Raw genomic sequence first — 19160 nt, forward strand, 5'->3', positions numbered from 1 at the left:
CCACCTCTTGCTCCTGGCGCGGCGGCGCTCAGGCGGTGGCCGCCTTATCCAGCCAGCGCTTGAGCTGATCGGTCACCGCCGAACTCGAGAACGAGCAGCTGTCCTGCGCGAACACCGCCGACATTTCCAGCCGGCGCAGCAATTCCTCCATCGCCTGTCCGAACATCGGCGGCAGCACAAGTCCCGGTGCGGCCTCGCGCCAGCTGCGCACCAGGCCGTCGGCGGCGAGCTGGCCGCCGATATGTTGTTCAAGCGCTGCGCGCATGGTTGCCAGCGCCGGTGCGTTATCAGGGGTCGTAGTCATCAGCGGGCCCTCCTTTCCTTATAAAGTTCGCGAAAAGTCCTTCCGCTCGGGGCCGGCAGGTCCCGGGTCTCGGTCCACCCGCGGCCCGCCATCGGCAGGCTGGCGATCAGCTTGCTGCTGCCGCCCATGCGCGCCAGCAGCCGCGCGCCGATGCGGGTAGCCAGGGCATAGAGCCCCGGCCGGCGCGCCACATAGGCCCAGACTTGCAGCCCGAGCCGCTCCTGCCAGGGACGCAGGCCACGCTCCATCTGCTTTTCCCGCAGCTTGCGCAACAAGTCCGACAGCGGGATCGATGCCGGGCACACGCGATTGCATTCGCCGCATAGCGTGGCCGCCTGCGGCAAGTCCAGCGTATTGGCCAGGCCGACGTAGCTCGGCGTCAGCACGCTGCCCATGGGGCCCGGATAGACCCAGCCATAGGCATGGCCGCCGATCTTCTGGTAGACCGGGCAATGGTTCATGCAGGCGCCGCAGCGGATACAACGCAGCATTTCCTGGAACTCGCCGCCGATCAGACCGCTGCGTCCGCCATCGACCACCACGAAATACATATGCTCGGGACCATCGCGCTCGCCTTCGGCGCGCGGGCCGGTCAGCAGCGAGAAATAGTTCGAGATGGCCTGCCCGGTGGCCGAACGCGGCAGCAGGCGCATCACGGTGGCCAGGTCTTCCAGCGTCGGCAGCACCTTCTCGATGCCGGTCACGGCCACGTGCACGCGCGGCATCACCGTGCACATGCCTTCGTTGCCCTCGTTGGTCACCACCGCCACCGAGCCGGTTTCGGCGATGATGAAGTTGCCGCCAGTCACGCCCATGTCGGCCGACAGGAACTCCGGGCGCAGCACTTCGCGCGCCTCGCGCGTCATCTCGGGGATGTCCGTCAGGCGCGGCTTGTGGTGCACTTTGGCGAAGAGATCGGCAATCTCTTCCTTGTCCTTGTGCACCACCGGGGCAATGATGTGCGATGGCGGCTCTGCATCGTTGATCTGCAGGATGTATTCACCGAGATCGGTCTCGATGCTCTGCACGCCCATCTCGCCCAACACCTGGTTCAGGCGCATTTCCTCGGTCACCATCGACTTGCTCTTGATGACCTTCTTCACGCCGTGCTTCTGCGCGATCTCGCCCACCAGCCGGGCAGCGTCGGCCGTGGTTTCCGCGAACAGCACGGTGGCGCCGCGGCGCGTAGCGTTTTCCTCGAAGGTGGCCAGCCAGACGTCGAGGTTCTCCAGTGCACGGTTGCGGCGCTCCTTCAGCGCCTCGCGGGTGGCGTCGAAATCGATATCGAGGATGGCGTCGGCACGCGCCGTGACGAACTTGGTGGAAAGCTTCTTGAGGTTTTGCTGCAGGCGCTGGTCGGCCAGCTTCTGGCCCGCGCGCGCCTTGAATTCCATGCTGCGAACTTGCATAGCGGGGATCTCGCTAGGTATTGTTTTTTGTCCGGCCGGAGCTCAGGCGTCGCCGGCCAGCACCTGGGCAATGTGCAACACCTGCGTGCGCGTGTCGCCGGTCCTGCGCAGGCGGCCTTCGATATTGAGGATGCAGCCCAGGTCGCCCAGCACCACGGCGTCGGCGCCGCTGGCCTTGATGTTGGCGCACTTCTCGTCGACGATGGCCGTGGAGATATTGCCGTACTTGACGGAGAAGGTGCCACCGAATCCGCAGCAGGCCTCGCAGTCCTTCATCTCGTTCAGTTGCACGCCGGGCAGTTGCGCCAGCAAGGCGCGCGGCTGGCTCTTGACACCGAGCTCGCGCAGGCCGGAACAGGAATCATGGTAGGTGATGCGGCCCGCGAACCTGGAGTCGAATTCGCCCAGCCTGGCCACATTGACCAGGAAATCGGTCAACTCGAACACTCGCGCGCGCAGCGTTTCGTAGCGGCTGTTGAGCTCGGGGTCGTCGCGCAGCAGGTCGGCGTAATGATGCAGCACCATGCCCCCGCAGGAACCCGACGGAATCACCACGTAGTCGAACATCTCGAATTCGCGCAGGAATTTTTCCGCCAGATCGCGCGCCGCGGCACGCTCGCCGGAATTGTAGGCCGGTTGCCCACAGCAGGTCTGGGCCTCGGGCACCATCACGTCAAAGCCCGCCTTCTCCAGCAGCTTCAATACCGAAAAGCCGATTTCCGGACGCATCAGGTCCACCAGGCAGGTGGCGAACAGACCGACTCGCATTGTTTCCCTCTTCCAGACCCCAAAACCCCGCAATTATGCGCCCTTGCGCATCTGCCGGCATACAAAAAGCGATCTCGCCAGCGATGAATCCGCCACATTCTCACATGCCTTGGCGATCCTGCCAGTGCCCGGCTGAATCCGAAGTTTCTTTCGGTAATACCATTTCATCTATTGAAATTTTCACAATGCGAGATAGAATCAGGCAACCGCTTAATTTGCCGCACGGCAACATTCCCCCATGGCAGAAGCAGACAAAGCACCCGGCAAGACATCCATCCAGGTCATCGAACGCATGATGACCCTGCTGGATGCGCTGGCCCAGCATGCTGATCCGGTCAGCCTCAAGGAGTTGTCGCTGGCCACCGGCCTGCATCCTTCCACCGCGCACCGCATCCTGAACGACATGGTGGCTTGCCGCTTCGTCGACCGCTCCGATCCCGGCAGCTACCGGCTGGGCATGCGGCTGCTCGAACTGGGCAACCTGGTCAAGGCGCGCCTCTCGGTACGCGATGCCGCGCTGGCGCCGATGCGCGCGCTGCACCGCGTGACCGGCCAGACGGTCAACCTGTCGGTGCGCCAGGGCGATGAGATCGTCTACATCGAGCGCGCCTACAGCGAACGCTCCGGCATGCAGGTGGTGCGCGCCATCGGCGGACGTGCGCCGCTGCACCTGACCTCGGTCGGCAAGCTGTTCCTGGCTGCCGATGAAATCGCACGGGTGCGCAACTATGCCACCCGCACCGGCCTGGCCGGCCATACGCGCACTTCCATCACGGATCTGATCAAGCTGGAGCGCGAACTCAACTGGGTGCGCACCAACGGCTACGCGCGCGACAACGAAGAACTGGAACTCGGCGTGCGCTGCATCGCCGCCGGCATCTACGACGATTCGCGCCGGCTGGTGGCCGGCCTGTCGCTATCGGCCCCGGCCGATCGCCTGCAGGACAGCTGGCTGCAGAACCTGAAAGACACCGCGCTGCAAATCTCTCGCGGCATGGGCTACTCGACGGACGTGGCTGCCTGAGCCTGAGTTCGATCGCGGGATGACGGGGAGGGCCTCTGGCGCCCTCTTCGCCCGATCCGGCGAAGTGCCCGCACCCCGATGCGGCGGCGCCTATCATGCCCCCGAGGCCCAGTCTTCCCGCAATCCAGGGGTTTACCATTAGTTTTCAGATAACCTGATAGCTGTACCATGCCTGGCATGCGTACCAAAGCCATCACCCTCACCGAACAGGTGACCCAGCAACTTTGCGCCGAGATCGCGGACGGCAAGTACCCCGTCGGCGCCCGGCTGCCATCCGGCAAGCAGCTTGCCGAGCACTATGGCGTCAGCCCGGCGGTGATCCGCGAGGTGACCGAGCACCTGCGCTCGCAAGGCCTGGTGGAAAGCCGCCAGGGGCTTGGCAGCACGGTGCGCTCGCGCGTGGGCAACGCGGGCTTCCGGGTGCCGCAGGAAATCGGTATCGATCGCGGTGAACTCGCCAGCATCTACGAACTGCGGCTGGATCTCGAAAGTGCCGCCGCCGCGCTGGCCGCGCTACGGCGTACCGGTCAGGAAGTCGCGCAGATGCAGGCGCTGCTGGATCGGCTCGGGGCCCAATTGCACGACCCCGACCGCAGCACCGAGGCCGACACGGCGTTTCACGTCGCAATTGCCGCCGCCACCCATAACCCGTACTACCTGCAGCTGCTGCAGTACCTGAACCTGCAATTGCACCAGGCCGTGCACGCGGCACGGCTGAATACGCAGCGGCAGGCCGGCCTGTCGGAGCAGGTCCACCAGGAACACCTGGCCATCTTCCATGCGATCCGTGCCGGCAACGCCGAGCAGGCACGCACGGCTGCGGTGTCGCATCTGCAAGGCGCGGCGGCGCGCCTTGGGCTGCAACTGAGCGCACGCGCCATCCCCCCAGGCAGCCAGGAATCAACCCATCCGGCGGCATGAGCCGCATCGCCCCCCCCCAGATCGAACCGAAACCGAACCGAACCACCATGCAAAATTCAGCTTTCCTGCCCCGCCTGATCGAAGCGCTGGGCCCCGATGTGGTTGCCACCGAGCCCGACCAGGTCGCGCCCTGGCTCGCCGACTGGCGCGGGCTCTACCGCGGCAATGCGCAGGCCGTGGTCAGGCCGCGCTCGGTCGACGAGGTAGCCCGCTGCCTGGCGCTGTGCCAGCAGGCTGCGGTGCCGGTGGTGCCGCGTGGCGGCAATACGGGCTTGTGCGGCGGCGCCGCGCCCGACGGCAGTCCAGCCAACGTGTTGCTGAGCATGGACCGCATGAACGCGATCCGCTCGATCGATACCATCGCCAATACACTGGTGGCCGAAGCCGGCTGCATCCTCGGCAACCTGCGGCGCGCGGCACAGGACGCGCATCGCCTGCTGCCGCTCAGCCTGGCAGCAGAGGACTCTTGCCAGATCGGCGGCAATCTCGCGACCAATGCAGGCGGCGTGAATGTGGTGCGCTACGGCATGACGCGCGAACTGGTGCTGGGCGTGGAAGCCGTGCTGCCCAACGGCGAGATCTTTCACGGCCTGCGTGCGCTGCGCAAGGACAATACCGGCTATGACCTCAAGCAATTGCTGATCGGCTCCGAAGGCACGCTGGGCGTCATCACCGCCGCGGCGCTGCGCCTGTTCCCGCGCACCGATGCACGCTCCGTGGTGCTGGCCGCGGTCGGCTCGCCGCAGCAGGCACTGGCGTTGTTCGAACTGCTGTTCGAGCAGTGCGGCGCCCGCCTGCAAGCCTTCGAATTCTTCACCGGCGACTGCGTCGGCCTGGTGCTGAAGCACGCGGAAGGCGTGCAGGAACCCTTCGACCGTCGCCATCCGGCCTATGTCCTGGTGGAATTGGCCGACACCACCGATGAAGACGCCCTGAACGCCCTGCTCGAACGTGTCATCGGAGAGGCGCTGGAGCGCGAGCTGTGCCTGGATGCGGCGGTCTCCGCCTCGCTGGCGCAGTTGCAGAGCCTGTGGAAGCTGCGCGAGGAAATCTCGGAGGCACAGCGCGCCGATGGCCCCCACCTGAAGCACGATGTATCGCTGCCGATCGAGCAGATCCCGGCGTTCATGGCATCGATGGAAACGCGCCTGAAGGCAATCAGCCCCAGCATCCGCCCTTTCATCTTCGGCCATTTCGGCGACGGCAACCTGCACTACAACCTGTCGCGCCCCGCGGGTGCGGAACGCGACTGGACCGCGCAGCATGGCAAGGCGCTGACCGCCGAGGTGCTGGACGAGGTGGCGCGCTACGGCGGCAGCATCAGCGCCGAGCATGGCATCGGCCAGCTTAAGCGCGATGACTTCCTGCGCCTGAAGGATCCGCTGGAATTGCGCCTGATGCACGGCATCAAGCAATTGCTCGATCCGGCCGGCATCATGAATCCCGGCAAACTGCTCTAGGCCCGGCCCAAATCTAGGCCCGGCCCAAATGAAAAACGCGCCGTTGCCGGCGCGTTTTTCATACAGCGGCGTGCCGGCTCATCCCGGCGCCGCCATCAGATGCCCCGGGGTTGCTGCGCGGTAAGGATTGCCTGGGGGGAAGTTGGGCCCTGGGTCAGGTTCGGCGACGTGGGGAACGGACGGCCAGGACCGGACTGCGCGTGCTCCAGCCAGTCCCGGACGCGGGTCGCATCGGCAAAGCGGGACAGCTTGCCGACCGAGTCGAGGAAGACCATCACCACATTGCGGCCGTTGACACGTGCCTGCATCACCAGGCACTGCCCTGCCTCGGAGATGAAACCGGTCTTCTGCAGGCCGATATCCCAGTTGCCGCCGCGCACCAGGCGATTGGTGCTGACGTAGTGCTGGGTACGTCCAAGCACATTGACCTCATGCTCGGTCTGCGTCGAAAACTCGCGGATGGTGGGGTTGCGATACGCGGCGTTGACCATGCGCACCAGGTCCATCGCACTCGATACATTGCTGCTCGACAGGCCGTTCGAATCGACGAAGTGGCTATCGTTCATGCCGAGTTCGCGCGCCTTGCGGTTCATGGCCTGCACAAACGTCGGCAAGCCGCCCGGATAACTGCGTCCCAGCACGGATGCCGCACGGTTCTCCGAGGACATCAGCGCCAGCAGCAGCGCCTCCTGGCGGGTCAGCTGCGTGCCGAAGCGCAGGCGCGAACTGCTGTGCTTCTCGTTGTCGCGGTCCTCCTCGTTGATGGTGAGAAGCTCGTCCATCGGCTGGTGCGCGTCCATCACCACCAGGGCGGTCATCAGCTTGGTGATCGAGGCGATCGGCAACACCGCGGCGGCGTTCTTCTGGAACAGCACCTCATTGGTGTTCTGATCCATCACCAGCGCAACGCTGGAGCGCAGGGAGAGCGCATCCTCGGTCTCGCGCAGCCCGAGCGCCTCGCCCAGCGAGGGCTTGGCCGGCGTAAAGGCTGCCCGCACCGGCACGGCCTGGCGCTGCGCCACCACATGCCGCTTGCCGTTTTTCAGCACGACTACCTTGCGCGTGGTGACGCGCTCAGCCTTGGCGGCACCGGCAACCTGCCTGGGTTTTGCGGACTTGGATGAAGATACCGATTTTTTCTCGGACTTGGAGACTTTTGCCGACTTTTTGCTGGCTTTTGTCGAATCCGGCGACTGCGTCGCGGCGTCAACCGTAGGGGTGGCCAGCATGGAAACGGTCAACAGCACGGAAGCCGCAACCGAAGTAAGAGGGGTAGAGCCGAAGAATCGAAACAATAGGGGGGAATCAGACCGGAACATGATTCATTCAGCGCGCAACTTGGATTGCGCCAGTTTAGGAAAAAAAGAAATTGTTAGCAAGATTAAAGACTTACGAAGGCTCTTTAAAGTTCGATTTGCAAACAATTCCACATTGCAAAAAATGCGGGGCACGCATCACATTGCACGTGCAGCAAGGCCGATGCCGAGCGCGATGCCGACAGCAGCCCGTCGTCGTTGCCCCGCCCCATCAAGCACTGCGGGCGCACCGGCTGCCCGGCGCGCCCACAAGAAAAAGTCCGCTCACCCGCACAAGCGGCGAGCTATCTCATGACAAGAAACGCGCGAACCCGCTCACCGGTTCACGTTCGGTACTAAGGGTATTCTCTATGGCGGCCGGATCGGCATAGCCCAGCGCCATGCCGCAAACCACCATTTCATCACCCGGCAACCGCAAGTGGTTGCTGATGACCGCATGGAACTGGGTAAACGCAGCCTGCGGGCAGGTGTCCAGCCCGCGTGCACGCGCCGCCACCATGATGCTCTGGAGGAACATGCCATAGTCCAGCCAGCTGCCCTGCTCCAGGATGCGGTCGATGGTGAAGATCATGCCCACCGGGGCATCGAAGAAAGTGAAATTGCGCGAATGCTGCGCATGCATGCGCGCCTTGTCCTCGCGGCTGATCTGCAGCAGGCTGTACAAGTCCCAGCCAACCTTGCGGCGGCGGTCGACATAGGGCGTGACCCACGCGCGCGGATAGTAGGGGTACTCTTCCCGATACTTGCTGTCGCGCTGGGGATCGTCGTAGGCGGACAGCACGTCGGCGGACAGTTTCAGCTTGGCCTCGCCCGTCAGCACATAGACGCGCCACGGCTGGGCATTGGTTCCGGAAGGGGCCCGGCTGGCCACCGCCAGGATCTCGTTGACCACCTCGCGCGGCACCGGTGTATCCAGGAAAGCGCGCACCGAGCGGCGCGTGACGATGGCCTGGTCGACCACGGCGGTATCCCGCTTCTGCTGTGAATCCATGAATCTCAACTCCTTTGCGCCGGCCGGCTCAGGCGCCGGCGTCCGCGGGCTCGTTCACCAGCGCCTGCAAGGCATGGCGCAGCGCGGCCGGCAGCGGCACCGGACGGCGCGTGGCGCGATCCACATAGACATGCACGAAATGCCCCTGCGCGGCGGCAACGTCCTCGTCGTTGCGGAACAGGCCAACTTCGTAGCGCACGCTGGAGTTTCCCAGGCGCGCCACGCGCAGCCCCGCCACCACAGTATCGGGGAAGCTCAGTGCGCTGAAGTAATTGCACTGCGTCTCGATCACCAGCCCGATGGTGTCGCCAGCCTCGATATCGAGCACACCCTGCCGGATCAGGTAGGTGTTCACCACGGTATCGAAATAACTGTAGTAGATGACGTTGTTGACGTGGCCATAGACGTCGTTGTCCATCCAGCGTGTCGTGATAGGCTGGAAGTGACGGTAGGCGCTCCGGGTATCGGCGGTCGGTTTCATTGGCAGGACGGATAGGAGGATCAGCGGCGAATCACCAGGGCCACGCCACTGGCTGCCAGGGCCATGCCCAGCGCAGCCAGCGGCGGAAAACGCTCGCCAAACAGCAGCCATGCCATGACCGCGGTGGTTGGCGGGGTGAGATACATCAGGCTGGACACCTTGGTGGCCGCGCCTTCGCGAATCAGCAGGAATAACAGCGAGATGGCACCGATCGACAACGCCACCACAGACCAGGCCAGCGCGCCGAACATCTCGGCATTCCACGCGACATGGCGCGTTTCAGTCAGGAACATGAACGGCAGGCAAGCCAGCGCCGCCGCGGCAAACTGGATGACCGAACCCATGCGCAGATCGAACACCGCGCAATGGCGCTTCTGGTAGAGCGTGCCGAAGGTGATCGAGAACAAAGCGCCAACAGCCAGCAGCAGGCTCGGCGCGGACAGCCCGCTGGCCGACAGCTTGTTGGCCACCACCAGCCCGACGCCCGCGATGCCGAGCAGCAGGCCCATCCACTGGCGCCGGCCGATGGCCTCGCCCATGCGCGCAGCCGCCAGCGCGGTCAGGATCGGCTGCATCCCGACGATCAGGGCCGAGACCCCCGCCGGCATGCCAAGCTTGACGGCGGCCCAAACGCCGCCAAGATAGCCGGCCTGCAGGAACAGTCCCGCCAGCGCGATGTGCCCGACCATGCGCCAGTCAATGGCGCCGGCGCGCTGCGGCAGCGGCACCCGCGCCAGGATCACAAAGGGCACCATCAGCACCAGCACGCCGACAAAGCGCAGGAACAGGAAGGTCATGGGCTCGGCATGCGGCATGCCATACTTGGCGACGATAAAGCCGGTACTCCAGATCACCACGAACAGCCAGGGCATGGCGGCCATCCACAGCGTGCCGCGCACTGCGCTGCCTTGACTGGTTGCGCTCATCGAGGCGCCACCGTTGCCTCTGCGGCATGCGTGGCCAGGCCTGCCTGCCTTGCATAGCGCCGGTGATACTGCGCAGCCAGCCCGATCGTTTGTGCGTGCACCGCGACGGTATCCTCGATCCGGTTGCCGTAGCCGCCGGCCATGGCCACTGCAATCGGCAGGCCCCGCTCCAGGGCCGCCCCGAACACCAGATGGTCGCGATGCGCCAGGCCCGCCAGCGTGAGCTTAAGACGGCCGAGCCGGTCGCCCTCATGGGGATCGGCGCCAGCCAGGTAGATGATCAGGTCGGGAGAAAAGCGCGCGAACAGCGCATCGAGCGCGCCTTGCAATGCTTCGGCGTAGGCCTGGTCGGTACAACCATCGGGCAGCCCTACGTCGAGATCGCTGGCCTCCTTGCGGAAGGGATAGTTTTTCTCTCCATGCAGGGAAAGCGTAAAGACGAACGGATCGTCGCGCAGGATGGCGGCGGTGCCATTGCCCTGATGCACATCGAGGTCCACCACCGCCACGCGCTCCACGTGGCCGTCACGGCGCAACTGGCGCGCCGCGATCGCCGCATCGTTGAACACGCAAAAGCCGCCCCCTTTGTCGGCATAGGCGTGATGGGTGCCACCGGCCAGATTGACGGCGATCCCCTCCCGCAGCGCCGCACGGCAGGCCTCGATGGTGGCGCCCGCCGAGCGGCGCGAGCGCTCCACCATGGCCGCCGACCAGGGAAAACCGATCTCCCTCTGACGGGCCGGGTCCAACTCGCCTCGCGAAACCCTGGCGACGTACTCGGGCGTGTGGGCGAGCAGCAAGGCATCGTCACCTGCCCGTGGCGCCTCGACCATCATCAGGCCCTCCACCTCGCGCGCGACCGCCTCCCGCAGCATGCTGTACTTGCGCATCGGAAAACGGTGGCCCTCGGGCAGGGGCAGAACAAAATGATCGGCGTAGAAAGCGAGCATGAAGGCGAACGTGGAACAGGCATGCCGGCCGCCCATGGCTGGCCCGGACGACGGGAGCGCAGCGTATCGGCCGCCGGGCCGCCCCGGGGCGGCACCCTTTCGGGCAGACCGCGATGGTAGCACTGTGGCGGCGCCAGGGTACGCAACCCCCTTCGCCCCTGCCCTGGACGAGGGTTGCAAACGCTCAGATCAGGTGATGAATAGCAGATATCCGACTGACTTCAATCGAACTTATTTGTGCATTGCACAAGAACCACTTGACAGGGCATTTCTTTCCCCTACAATTGGAATTGTTGCGGCGCACCATCCGTTTTGCAGAGCAGACGAATGTGCCGCCAACCCCCAACGCCTGGGGCTGGCTGACGAGAAATGATGTCTTCGTCATGGCTTTGACATCTGGGCGGCCTAATTTTGCTTGACCTTGAACTTCATCATTGGAGACCAGCATGAGCTTCACCCCGGAACAATTCGCCGCAGCGCAAAAAGCCAACCTCGAAACCCTGTTCGGCCTGACCACCAAGGCCTTTGAAGGCGTTGAAAAGCTGGTCGAACTGAACCTGCAAGTGGTCAAGGCCACGTTCGCCGAAAACGTGGACAACGCCAAGAAGGCCCTGTCGGCGAAGGATGCACAGGAACTGCTGGCCATCCAGGCTTCGCTGGTTCAGCCGATTGCCGAAAAGGCCCTGGCTTACAGCCGCCACGTGTACGAAATCACCTCGGAAACCCAGTCGGAATTCACCAAGGTTGCCGAAGCCCAACTGGCTGACAACTCGAAGAAGGTGCAAGCCCTGGTCGAGAACCTTGCCAAGAACGCCCCGGCCGGCTCCGAGTCGACCGTTGCCATCGTGAAGTCCGCGATCAGCGCCGCCAACAACGCCTACGAATCGGTCCAAAAGGCCACCAAGCAGGCTGTTGAAATCGCCGAAAGCAACTTCCAGGCAGCCGCCAGCGCCGCCACCAAGGCCGCCCAGCAAGCCAGCGCCACGGCTCGCACCGCGACCAAGAAGGCAACTACCGCCGCCTGATCGGCCCAGTAGTGAACGGACCGGCTTCGGCCGGTTCGTTGGCAAAGCGCATCCGGCAAACCCGGTGCATTTTGCCAACGAAGGCAGCAAGGATGGCAAGCAAGCCGCCCTGCCCTCTGACAGCGTCTCCTCGGTATCCGGTCTCCTTGTATTCCAGTACCGATTCGATCCCGGCCCAATGCCGGGATTTTTTTGTCCGCGCGCCAGGGCGGAGATGCCGCCATCTGCCAAGCCCCGTTGCTCGCGCCAGACCAGCGCCAATCCCTGCCCCGCTGCTACACGGATCCGCGCCTCTCTCTGGCTGTTTCCTCCCCTGAAGACGGGGTTTGAGCGGCGGAGAGCCGCCTTGCAGGTTGCCACCAAATGCTGGCGGTTAATTGCGAATCTGCCAGTAAAAAGGCCCGCCGAAAGGCGGGCCTCGATGTGGCGCCGGCGCTTAGCGCTTGCGCGGCGGCGGCACGTCGGTGCAAACGCCTTCGTAGATTTCCGCAGCCATGCCGATCGACTCGCCCAGCGTCGGGTGAGGATGGATGGTCTTGCCGATATCCACCGCGTCGGCGCCCATCTCGACGGCCAGGCAAACTTCGCTGATCAGGTCGCCGGCATGGGTGCCGACAATGCCGCCGCCGATGATGCGGTGGGTTTCCTCGTCGAAGATCAGCTTGGTAAAGCCCTCGTCGCGGCCGTTGGCAATGGCACGGCCGGAAGCCGCCCACGGGAACACGCTCTTGCTGTACTTGATGCCCTCCGCCTTGCACTGTTCCTCGGTCAGGCCGGCCCACGCCACTTCCGGGTCGGTGAAGGCCACCGACGGAATCTGCTTGGCATCGAAGTAGGCCTTCTCGCCGTGCGCGGCTTCCGCCGCCACGTGCGCCTCATGAACCGCCTTGTGCGCCAGCATGGGCTGGCCGACGATGTCGCCGATGGCGAAGATATGCGGCACATTGGTGCGCATCTGCTTGTCGACGTCGATAAAGCCGCGATCCGTCACCGCCACGCCTGCTTTCTCGGCGCCGATGCGTTTGCCGTTGGGCGCGCGGCCCACCGACACCAGCACCAGGTCATAGCGCTGCGGCTCGGCGGGAGCCTGCTCGCCTTCGAACTTGACGTAGATGCCGTCCGGCTTCGCTTCCACGCCTACCGTCCTGGTCTTGAGCATGACCTTGCCGAAGCGCAGCTTGTTCATCCTCTCCCAGACCTTGACCAGGTCGCGGTCGGCGCCCTGCATCAGGCCATCGAGCATTTCCACCACGTCGATATTGGCGCCCAGCGTGCTGTACACCGTGGCCATTTCCAGCCCGATGATGCCGCCGCCGATCACCAGCATCCTGTTCGGCACCTCGGGCAGTTCCAGCGCGCCGGTGGAGTCGACGATGCGCGGATCCTCGGGGATGAACGGCAGCTTGACTGCCTGGCTGCCGGCGGCGATAACGGCCTTCTCGAAACGGATCACCGTCTTCTTGCCGGTGGTCTGCTTGGCGTCGCCTTCGGTTTCCTGCACCTCGAGGTGATGCGGATCAAGGAAGGTGCCGACGCCGCGCACGACCTGCACCTTGCGTGCCTTGGCCATGCCGGACAGGCCGCCGGTCAGCTTGCCGACCACGGTGTCCTTGTAGTGGCGCAGGCCATCCAGGTCGATCTTGGCTTCGCCAAACAGGATGCCGTGGGCAGCCAGCGCCTTGGCCTCGTCGATCACGGCAGCGTTATGCAGCAGCGCCTTGGACGGAATGCAGCCCACGTTCAGGCAGACGCCGCCGAGCGTGCCGTAGCGCTCGACCAGCACGGTGTTCATGCCAAGGTCGGCGCTGCGGAAGGCAGCGGAGTAACCGCCGGGGCCGGCACCCAGCACCAGCATGTCGCAGGTGATATCGGCACTGCCCGAATGCGAAGCCGCCACGGGTGCCGCGGCCGGGACGGCCGCAGCGGGCACCGGAGCCGGGGCCGGTGCCGAAGCAGGCGCGGCCGGCTTGGCCACAGCCTCGCTCTCCAGCGTGCAGATCACCACGCCCTTGGCTACCTTGTCGCCAACCTTGACGCGGACGTCAACCACCTTGCCGGCGGCCGAAGACGGCACATCCATGCTGGCCTTGTCCGACTCGAGCACGATCAGCGACTGCTCCTGCTCGACCGTATCGCCGGCCTTGACCAGCACTTCGATCACTTCCACCGCGTCGAAATCGCCGATATCCGGCACCTGGACTTCGATCACACTCATGCTTTGCTCCTCAAAAACGCGTCCCGCCTCAGATGCAGGCCGCGCCATCGTTATTGGTTGCCCCGTCGCCCGCCGCGGCGCGCAGCTGCACCACCTGCACCTCGACCGGGCCCGCCGAACTCTTGTCGAACTCCACGCCTGCGTCCACCCCGATCCGTGCAATCTCCCCGGCACTCAGCGCCGGCTGGTCGTAGACCGCATGCATGGCGCCAAGTGCGTAGTTGCGGCCCGAGCCAATGCCCCAGAAGCGATCGAACGAGAAGACTTCGCGGTACGAATAGACGCCGAAAATACCCGCTGGATTGGCAATCAGGCACACGATCTGCGAAGACTCGTAAGGATCGTCCTCGTCTTCCTTGGTGTTGATGAAATACTCGTTCTTGAGCTTTTCATGCACCTTGAGGAAGGTCCGGAAGACATCGTCGCGCGACGCCAGGCGGCAGTCCTCGCCCAGCCCGGCCAGCAGGCTGCGCATCACCGGAAAGTGCGCGGTGGTCCCCGCCAGCGCCACGAAGCTGTCGCCCACCGGGAACACCTTCTGGTTGCGCTCGTAGGCACGCGTGAGCCGGGTGTCGCCGAACGTCACCAGCGCATCGGCGGCAATCGCCACCTCGCCGGCCTTCTTGACGACAACGCAGGTAGTCATGGACTCGCTTCCTGTTTTCCTGTTGGCAGGCGATCGGCAAACTGTTCGCAGGCGGTTGCTGACAAAGGGCGTGCACGGCTGCAAAGCCATGCGCGCCCTGCCCGGCTTACAGCAGGATGCGGCGGAAATCGGCCAGCAGCTGTCCGAAGTAGGTATTGAAACGGGCCGCCTCCGCACCGTCGATGACGCGGTGATCCCACGACAGCGACAGCGGCAGCGTCAAGCGCGGCACGAATTGCTTACCATCCCAGACCGGCTTCTGGTACGACTTGCACACGCCCATGATGGACACTTCGGGCGCGTTGATGATCGGCGTGAAATACGTGCCGCCGATCCCGCCCAGCGAGGAGATCGAGAAGCAGCCGCCTTGCATCTGGTCGGGTTTCAGCTTGCCGTCGCGCGCCAGCTTGGCCAGCTCGTTCATTTCCTGGCCGATCTCGATCACGCCCTTCTTGTCGGCGTTCTTGATGACGGGGACCACCAGGCCGTTCGGCGTATCGGCGGCGAAGCCGATGTTGAAGTACTTCTTCAGCACCAGGTTGTCGCCGTCGAGCGAGGCGTTGAAATTGGGGAATTTCTTCAGGGCCGCCACGGCAGCCTTGATCATGAAGGCCAGCATGGTGACCTTGACGCCCTGCTTCTCGTATTCCTTGTTGAGCTGCACGCGGAAGGCTTCCAGCTCGGTGATATCCGCCTCGTCATGATTGGTGACGTGGGGAATCAGCACCCAGTTGCGGTGCAGGTTCGCGCCGGAGATCTTCTTGATGCGCGACAACGCCTTGCTTTCGACCTCGCCAAAGCGGGTGAAATCCACCTTCGGCCACGGCAGCAGGTTCAGTTCGCCGCCACCGGCCGGGGCAGCCGCGGCTTGTACCGGAGCCGCGGCCTGGCCGCTCATCACGCCCTTGACGAAGCGCTGCACGTCGTCCTGGGTAATGCGGCCCTTGGGACCGGTGCCTGGCACGCGCGAGACGTCCACGCCGAGCTCGCGCGCGAACTTGCGCACCGAGGGGCTGGCATGGGCAGCGCTGCCGGTCACGCCAACGGACGGAGCAGCCGGAGCGGCGATTGCGGGCGCGGGTGCGCTGGCAACGGCCGGCGCGGGAGCGGCTGCCGGGGCAGCGGCCGGCGCGGCGGCAGGAGCCGCAGCGGGGACCGGGGCGGCTGCGCCCGCGGCACCTTCGAGAATCAGGATCAGCGTACCTTCCGCGACATTGTCACCGACCTTGACCCGGACTTCCTTCACCACGCCTGCGGCGGGCGACGGCACGTCCATGGTGGCCTTGTCGGACTCCAGCGTGATCAGCGCGTCTTCCGCGTTGATGGTATCGCCCGGCTTGACGTGGATCTCGATGATCGGCACCGCGTCGTAGTCGCCGATATCCGGCACCTTGACCTCGATCGGGCCTGCAGCCGTGGCGGGTGCAGGAGCGGCAGCCGGCGCTGCGGCGGGAGCAGCGGCCGGGGCTGCGGCCACGGGAGCCGGAGCCGGTGCAGCGGCCGGGGCGGGTGCCGCGGCGGCAGCCTGGCCGGCAGGCTCCAGCATGATCAGCACGGCGCCTTCGGCCACGTTGTCGCCGATCTTGATCTTGACTTCCTTGACGGTGCCGCCCTGGGGCGAAGGCACGTCCATCGTGGCCTTGTCCGATTCCAGGGTCACCAGCGCGTCTTCCGCGTTGATGGTATCGCCCGGTTTCACATGCACTTCGATGACGGGAACGGCGTCGTAATCGCCGATATCCGGCACCTTGATTTCAATCGCTTGACTCATTCAGTGTCTCCTGGGCAGGACGGCGCACGCGGCAAATCCAAGCGGCGAGGTTACCCTCACCGCCCACATCTGTCACGCCGCCGCGCCGCAAGGCGCCGGGTTTCGGCCCGGCGCCCACCGGCGCGGCGTTGCTGCTCCTGCGGGGGTTCGTGCAGTCAGTCGGGTTAGACCGACATCGGGTTCGGCTTGTTGGGGTCGAGGTTGTACTTCTTGATGGCTTCCGCCACCTTGTCGCGGCCGATGGCGCCCTCGTCGGCCAGCGCCTTCAGCGCAGCCAGCGTCACCCAGTGGCGATCCACCTCGAAGAAGTGGCGCAGCTTTTCGCGGGTATCCGAGCGGCCGAAACCGTCGGTGCCCAGCACCACGAAGCGGCGCGGCACGAACGGACGGATCTGGTCGGCGAACGCACGCACGTAGTCGGTCGAGGCGATCACCGGGCCGCGCACCGACTTCAGGCTCTTCGCCACATGCGATTCGCGCTGCGTCTCGGTCGGGTGCAGCAGGTTCCAGCGCTCCACGTCGTGGCCTTCGCGGGCCAGTTCGGTAAAGCTCGGGCAGCCCCACAGGTCGGATTCGACGCCCCAGTCCTTCTTGAGCAGTTCGGCCGCGGCGATCACCTCGCGGAAGATCGTGCCCGAACCCAGCAGTTGCACGCGCGGCGCATTGCTGTTCTCGACGCCCTTGCGGAACTGGTACATGCCCTTGACGATGTCGCCTTCCACGCCAGCCGGCATTTCCGGATGCTCGTAGTTCTCGTTCATCACCGTCAGGTAGTAGTACACGTCTTCCTGTTCGGCGTACATGCGGCGCAGGCCGTCCTGCATGATCACCGCCAGTTCGTACTGGAAGGTCGGGTCATACGAGATGCAGTTCGGGATGGCGGCGTGGAACACGTGCGAATGGCCATCCTCGTGCTGCAGGCCTTCGCCGTTCAGCGTGGTGCGGCCCGAGGTGCCGCCCAGCAGGAAGCCGCGCGAGCGCATGTCGGCAGCGGCCCAGCACAGGTCGCCGATACGCTGGATGCCGAACATCGAGTAATAGATGTAGAAGGGGATCATCTGCACGCCGTGCGTCGAGTACGACGTGGCGGCGGCGATCCAGTCGCACATGGCGCCGGCTTCGTTGATGCCTTCCTGCAGTACCTGGCCAGTCTGCGATTCCTTGTAGAACATCAGCTGGTCATGGTCTTCCGGCACGTACTTCTGGCCTTGCTGGTTCCAGATGCCGATCTGGCGGAACAGGCCTTCCATGCCGAAGGTGCGCGACTCGTCCGGCACGATGGGCACCACGTGCTTGCCGATCTGCTTGTCCTTCAGCAGGGTGTTCAGGATCCGCACGAAGGCCATCGTGGTGGAGACCTCGCGGCCTTCGCCCGTAGCCTTGAGCAGCGCCTCGAAAGCGGTCAGCTCGGGCACCTTCAGGGGCTCGGCCTTCTGGCGGCGGGCCGGCAGGTAGCCGCCCAGGTCCATGCGGCGGGCGCGCATGTATTCCAGTTCCTTCGAGCCTTCCTCGAAGGTGACGTACGGCACTTCCTCGATCTTGTCGTCGGCGACCGGGATATTGAACTGGTCGCGGAACTTGCGGATCGCATCCACCGGCATCTTCTTCTGCTGGTGGCTGATGTTCATGGCCTGGCCGGCGTCGCCCATGCCATAGCCCTTGATGGTCTTGGCCAGGATCAGCGTGGGCTGGCCCTTGTGCTCGTTGGCGGCGCTATAGGCGGCGTAGATCTTGTGCGGATCGTGGCCGCCGCGGTTCAGGCGCCAGATGTCCTCGTCGGACCAGTCGGCCACCATCGCCTTGAGTTCGGGCGTGTTGAAGAAATGCTCGCGCACATAGGCGCCGTCCTTGGCCTTGAAGGTCTGGTACTCGCCGTCCACGCAATCCATCATGCGCTTCATCAGCAGGCCCTTCTTGTCGCGTGCCAGCAGCTGGTCCCAGCGGCTGCCCCACACCACCTTGATCACGTTCCAGCCGGCGCCGCGGAATTCGGATTCCAGTTCCTGGATGATCTTGCCGTTGCCGCGCACCGGACCGTCCAGGCGCTGCAGGTTGCAGTTGATCACGAACACCAGGTTGTCGAGCTTCTCGCGTCCGGCCATGCCGATGGCGCCCAGCGATTCCGGCTCATCGGTTTCGCCATCGCCCAGGAATGCCCAGACCTTGCGGCCTTCGGTCTGCACCAGGCCACGGCTGTGCAGGTACTTCATGAAACGGGCCTGGTAGATGGCCATGATCGGGCCCAGGCCCATCGACACCGTCGGGAACTGCCAGAAATCCGGCATCAGCCACGGGTGCGGGTAGGACGAGATGCCCTTGCCATCGACTTCCTGGCGGAAGCTGTCGAGTTGCTCGGTGCTCAGGCGGCCGAGCAGGAAGGCGCGCGAATACACGCCCGGAGCCGAGTGGCCCTGCACGAACACCAGGTCGCCGCCGTGCTGGTCGGACGGGGCATGCCAGAAGTGGTTGTAGCCGACGTCATACAGCGTGGCGGCGGAGGCAAACGAGGAGATATGGCCGCCAACATTGGTGTGCTTGTTGGCGCGCAGCACCATCGCCATGGCGTTCCAGCGGGTGTACGAGCGGATGCGGTGCTCGATGTCCTGGTCGCCGGGAATGCGGGCCTGGCCCTCCACCGGGATGGTGTTGATGTACTGCGTTTCGGCGTGGAACGGCTGGGTGACGCCGTTCACGCGTGCGTATTCGATCTGCTTTTCGATCAGGAAGGCGGCACGATCGGTGCCTTCAGCGGCGATCACGCCCTGCAGGGCATCGAGCCACTCGTGGGTTTCCTGGGGATCGGCGTCGTTGGCGCTGCTGGCGCCGAGGATCTGCTCTGGTACAGCTGACATGACTGTCTCCTGGTGAATTCCTTGCCTCGGCGCCCCCTCCGGATCGTTGTCGTGAGGGCCCCGGCCTGACGGTATGACTTGCGGTACGGCAAACGGGCGGC

At 64.7% G+C, this 19160-nt stretch carries 17 protein-coding genes; 4 read left to right on the forward strand and 13 right to left on the reverse strand.

The genetic code is table 11. The features are described from left to right. Positions 1 to 28: 28 nt before the first annotated feature. From P3W85_RS09295 to P3W85_RS09305, 3 genes are read right to left on the reverse strand one after another with little or no spacing between them, the layout of a single operon-like run. Positions 29 to 304, reverse strand: a complete 276-nt coding sequence (locus tag P3W85_RS09295) for a hypothetical protein (RefSeq protein WP_276264563.1) — start codon at positions 302 to 304, stop codon at positions 29 to 31. Beyond that, positions 304 to 1713, reverse strand: a complete 1410-nt coding sequence (locus P3W85_RS09300) for a LutB/LldF family L-lactate oxidation iron-sulfur protein (RefSeq protein WP_035818720.1) — start codon at positions 1711 to 1713, stop codon at positions 304 to 306. The genes P3W85_RS09295 and P3W85_RS09300 overlap by 1 nt, the downstream gene beginning before the upstream one ends. 42 nt (positions 1714 to 1755) lie before the next feature. Next, complete coding sequence (locus P3W85_RS09305) at positions 1756 to 2481, reverse strand: (Fe-S)-binding protein (RefSeq protein ID WP_017231089.1); 726 nt, start codon at positions 2479 to 2481, stop codon at positions 1756 to 1758. Positions 2482 to 2719: 238 nt separating this feature from the next. Here P3W85_RS09305 and P3W85_RS09310 point away from each other — a divergent pair, with 238 nt between their 5' ends. From P3W85_RS09310 to P3W85_RS09320, 3 genes are all read left to right on the forward strand, one after another. Further along, the gene (locus P3W85_RS09310) at positions 2720 to 3505 is read left to right on the forward strand and encodes an IclR family transcriptional regulator (RefSeq protein WP_017231088.1); all 786 of its coding nucleotides are present in this window, start codon (positions 2720 to 2722) and stop codon (positions 3503 to 3505) included. A 177-nt stretch (positions 3506 to 3682) separates the two neighbouring features. After that, positions 3683 to 4426 (forward strand): FadR/GntR family transcriptional regulator, encoded by a 744-nt coding sequence (locus P3W85_RS09315; protein WP_276264564.1) that lies wholly within the window; start codon positions 3683 to 3685, stop codon positions 4424 to 4426. 47 nt (positions 4427 to 4473) lie between these two features. Beyond that, entirely contained in the window at positions 4474 to 5886 is a 1413-nt protein-coding gene (locus tag P3W85_RS09320) for an FAD-binding oxidoreductase (protein ID WP_276264565.1), read from the forward strand. Between the two features lie 95 nt (positions 5887 to 5981). On the opposite strand, the gene pbpG is transcribed toward P3W85_RS09320, so the two are convergent. The 6 genes from pbpG to P3W85_RS09350 all read right to left on the reverse strand — a co-directional run bounded on the left by pbpG (position 5982) and on the right by P3W85_RS09350 (position 10998). Then, positions 5982 to 7205 (reverse strand): D-alanyl-D-alanine endopeptidase, encoded by a 1224-nt coding sequence (gene pbpG / locus P3W85_RS09325; RefSeq protein WP_276264566.1) that lies wholly within the window; start codon positions 7203 to 7205, stop codon positions 5982 to 5984. A 286-nt stretch (positions 7206 to 7491) separates the two neighbouring features. Beyond that, positions 7492 to 8193: a nitroreductase gene (locus tag P3W85_RS09330; RefSeq protein ID WP_017231084.1), complete on the reverse strand. Its 702-nt coding sequence runs from the start codon at positions 8191 to 8193 to the stop codon at positions 7492 to 7494. 28 nt (positions 8194 to 8221) lie between these two features. Next, on the reverse strand, positions 8222 to 8674 hold the full coding sequence (locus tag P3W85_RS09335; RefSeq protein ID WP_035818717.1) for an acyl-CoA thioesterase: 453 nt from the start codon (positions 8672 to 8674) through the stop codon (positions 8222 to 8224). A 20-nt stretch (positions 8675 to 8694) separates the two neighbouring features. Continuing rightward, positions 8695 to 9600: a DMT family transporter gene (locus tag P3W85_RS09340; RefSeq protein ID WP_017231082.1), complete on the reverse strand. Its 906-nt coding sequence runs from the start codon at positions 9598 to 9600 to the stop codon at positions 8695 to 8697. After that, positions 9597 to 10550 (reverse strand): histone deacetylase family protein, encoded by a 954-nt coding sequence (locus P3W85_RS09345; protein WP_276264567.1) that lies wholly within the window; start codon positions 10548 to 10550, stop codon positions 9597 to 9599. The genes P3W85_RS09340 and P3W85_RS09345 overlap by 4 nt, the downstream gene beginning before the upstream one ends. Positions 10551 to 10734: 184 nt before the next feature. After that, complete coding sequence (locus tag P3W85_RS09350) at positions 10735 to 10998, reverse strand: hypothetical protein (RefSeq protein WP_276264568.1); 264 nt, start codon at positions 10996 to 10998, stop codon at positions 10735 to 10737. Here P3W85_RS09350 and phaP1 point away from each other — a divergent pair. Continuing rightward, positions 10997 to 11575 (forward strand): TIGR01841 family phasin PhaP1, encoded by a 579-nt coding sequence (gene phaP1 / locus P3W85_RS09355; RefSeq protein WP_017231080.1) that lies wholly within the window; start codon positions 10997 to 10999, stop codon positions 11573 to 11575. The two genes, P3W85_RS09350 and phaP1, sit on opposite strands and share 2 nt — an antisense overlap. A 436-nt stretch (positions 11576 to 12011) precedes the next feature. Here the strand turns inward: phaP1 and lpdA are convergent, their stop codons facing one another. From lpdA to aceE, 4 genes are all read right to left on the reverse strand, one after another. Beyond that, entirely contained in the window at positions 12012 to 13790 is a 1779-nt protein-coding gene (lpdA, locus tag P3W85_RS09360) for a dihydrolipoyl dehydrogenase (protein WP_276264569.1), read from the reverse strand. Positions 13791 to 13818: 28 nt separating this feature from the next. Further along, positions 13819 to 14436 carry an MFS transporter gene (locus P3W85_RS09365; RefSeq protein WP_017231078.1) on the reverse strand — a complete coding sequence of 206 codons (618 nt, stop codon included), beginning with the start codon at positions 14434 to 14436 and terminating at the stop codon, positions 13819 to 13821. A 106-nt stretch (positions 14437 to 14542) separates the two neighbouring features. After that, the gene (gene aceF / locus P3W85_RS09370) at positions 14543 to 16207 is read right to left on the reverse strand and encodes a dihydrolipoyllysine-residue acetyltransferase (RefSeq protein WP_276264570.1); all 1665 of its coding nucleotides are present in this window, start codon (positions 16205 to 16207) and stop codon (positions 14543 to 14545) included. 164 nt (positions 16208 to 16371) lie between these two features. Then, positions 16372 to 19059 (reverse strand): pyruvate dehydrogenase (acetyl-transferring), homodimeric type, encoded by a 2688-nt coding sequence (gene aceE / locus P3W85_RS09375; protein ID WP_276264571.1) that lies wholly within the window; start codon positions 19057 to 19059, stop codon positions 16372 to 16374. Between the last annotated feature and the right edge of the window lie 101 nt (positions 19060 to 19160).

This window comes from Cupriavidus basilensis (genome assembly GCF_029335485.1).
Classification (GTDB): Bacteria; Pseudomonadota; Gammaproteobacteria; order Burkholderiales; family Burkholderiaceae; genus Cupriavidus; species Cupriavidus basilensis_E.

Bases quoted from the DNA above. Each gene is read 5' to 3' on its own strand.
- P3W85_RS09295 (WP_276264563.1), bottom strand. From the start codon at position 304: ATGACTACGACCCCTGATAACGCACCGGCGCTGGCAACCATGCGCGCA.
- P3W85_RS09300 (WP_035818720.1), bottom strand. From the start codon at position 1,713: ATGCAAGTTCGCAGCATGGAATTCAAGGCGCGCGCGGGCCAGAAGCTG.
- P3W85_RS09305 (WP_017231089.1), bottom strand. From the start codon at position 2,481: ATGCGAGTCGGTCTGTTCGCCACCTGCCTGGTGGACCTGATGCGTCCG.
- P3W85_RS09310 (WP_017231088.1), top strand. From the start codon at position 2,720: ATGGCAGAAGCAGACAAAGCACCCGGCAAGACATCCATCCAGGTCATC.
- P3W85_RS09315 (WP_276264564.1), top strand. From the start codon at position 3,683: ATGCGTACCAAAGCCATCACCCTCACCGAACAGGTGACCCAGCAACTT.
- P3W85_RS09320 (WP_276264565.1), top strand. From the start codon at position 4,474: ATGCAAAATTCAGCTTTCCTGCCCCGCCTGATCGAAGCGCTGGGCCCC.
- pbpG (WP_276264566.1), bottom strand. From the start codon at position 7,205: ATGTTCCGGTCTGATTCCCCCCTATTGTTTCGATTCTTCGGCTCTACC.
- P3W85_RS09330 (WP_017231084.1), bottom strand. From the start codon at position 8,193: ATGGATTCACAGCAGAAGCGGGATACCGCCGTGGTCGACCAGGCCATC.
- P3W85_RS09335 (WP_035818717.1), bottom strand. From the start codon at position 8,674: ATGAAACCGACCGCCGATACCCGGAGCGCCTACCGTCACTTCCAGCCT.
- P3W85_RS09340 (WP_017231082.1), bottom strand. From the start codon at position 9,600: ATGAGCGCAACCAGTCAAGGCAGCGCAGTGCGCGGCACGCTGTGGATG.
- P3W85_RS09345 (WP_276264567.1), bottom strand. From the start codon at position 10,550: ATGCTCGCTTTCTACGCCGATCATTTTGTTCTGCCCCTGCCCGAGGGC.
- phaP1 (WP_017231080.1), top strand. From the start codon at position 10,997: ATGAGCTTCACCCCGGAACAATTCGCCGCAGCGCAAAAAGCCAACCTC.
- P3W85_RS09350 (WP_276264568.1), bottom strand. From the start codon at position 10,998: ATGCTGGTCTCCAATGATGAAGTTCAAGGTCAAGCAAAATTAGGCCGC.
- lpdA (WP_276264569.1), bottom strand. From the start codon at position 13,790: ATGAGTGTGATCGAAGTCCAGGTGCCGGATATCGGCGATTTCGACGCG.
- P3W85_RS09365 (WP_017231078.1), bottom strand. From the start codon at position 14,436: ATGACTACCTGCGTTGTCGTCAAGAAGGCCGGCGAGGTGGCGATTGCC.
- aceF (WP_276264570.1), bottom strand. From the start codon at position 16,207: ATGAGTCAAGCGATTGAAATCAAGGTGCCGGATATCGGCGATTACGAC.
- aceE (WP_276264571.1), bottom strand. From the start codon at position 19,059: ATGTCAGCTGTACCAGAGCAGATCCTCGGCGCCAGCAGCGCCAACGAC.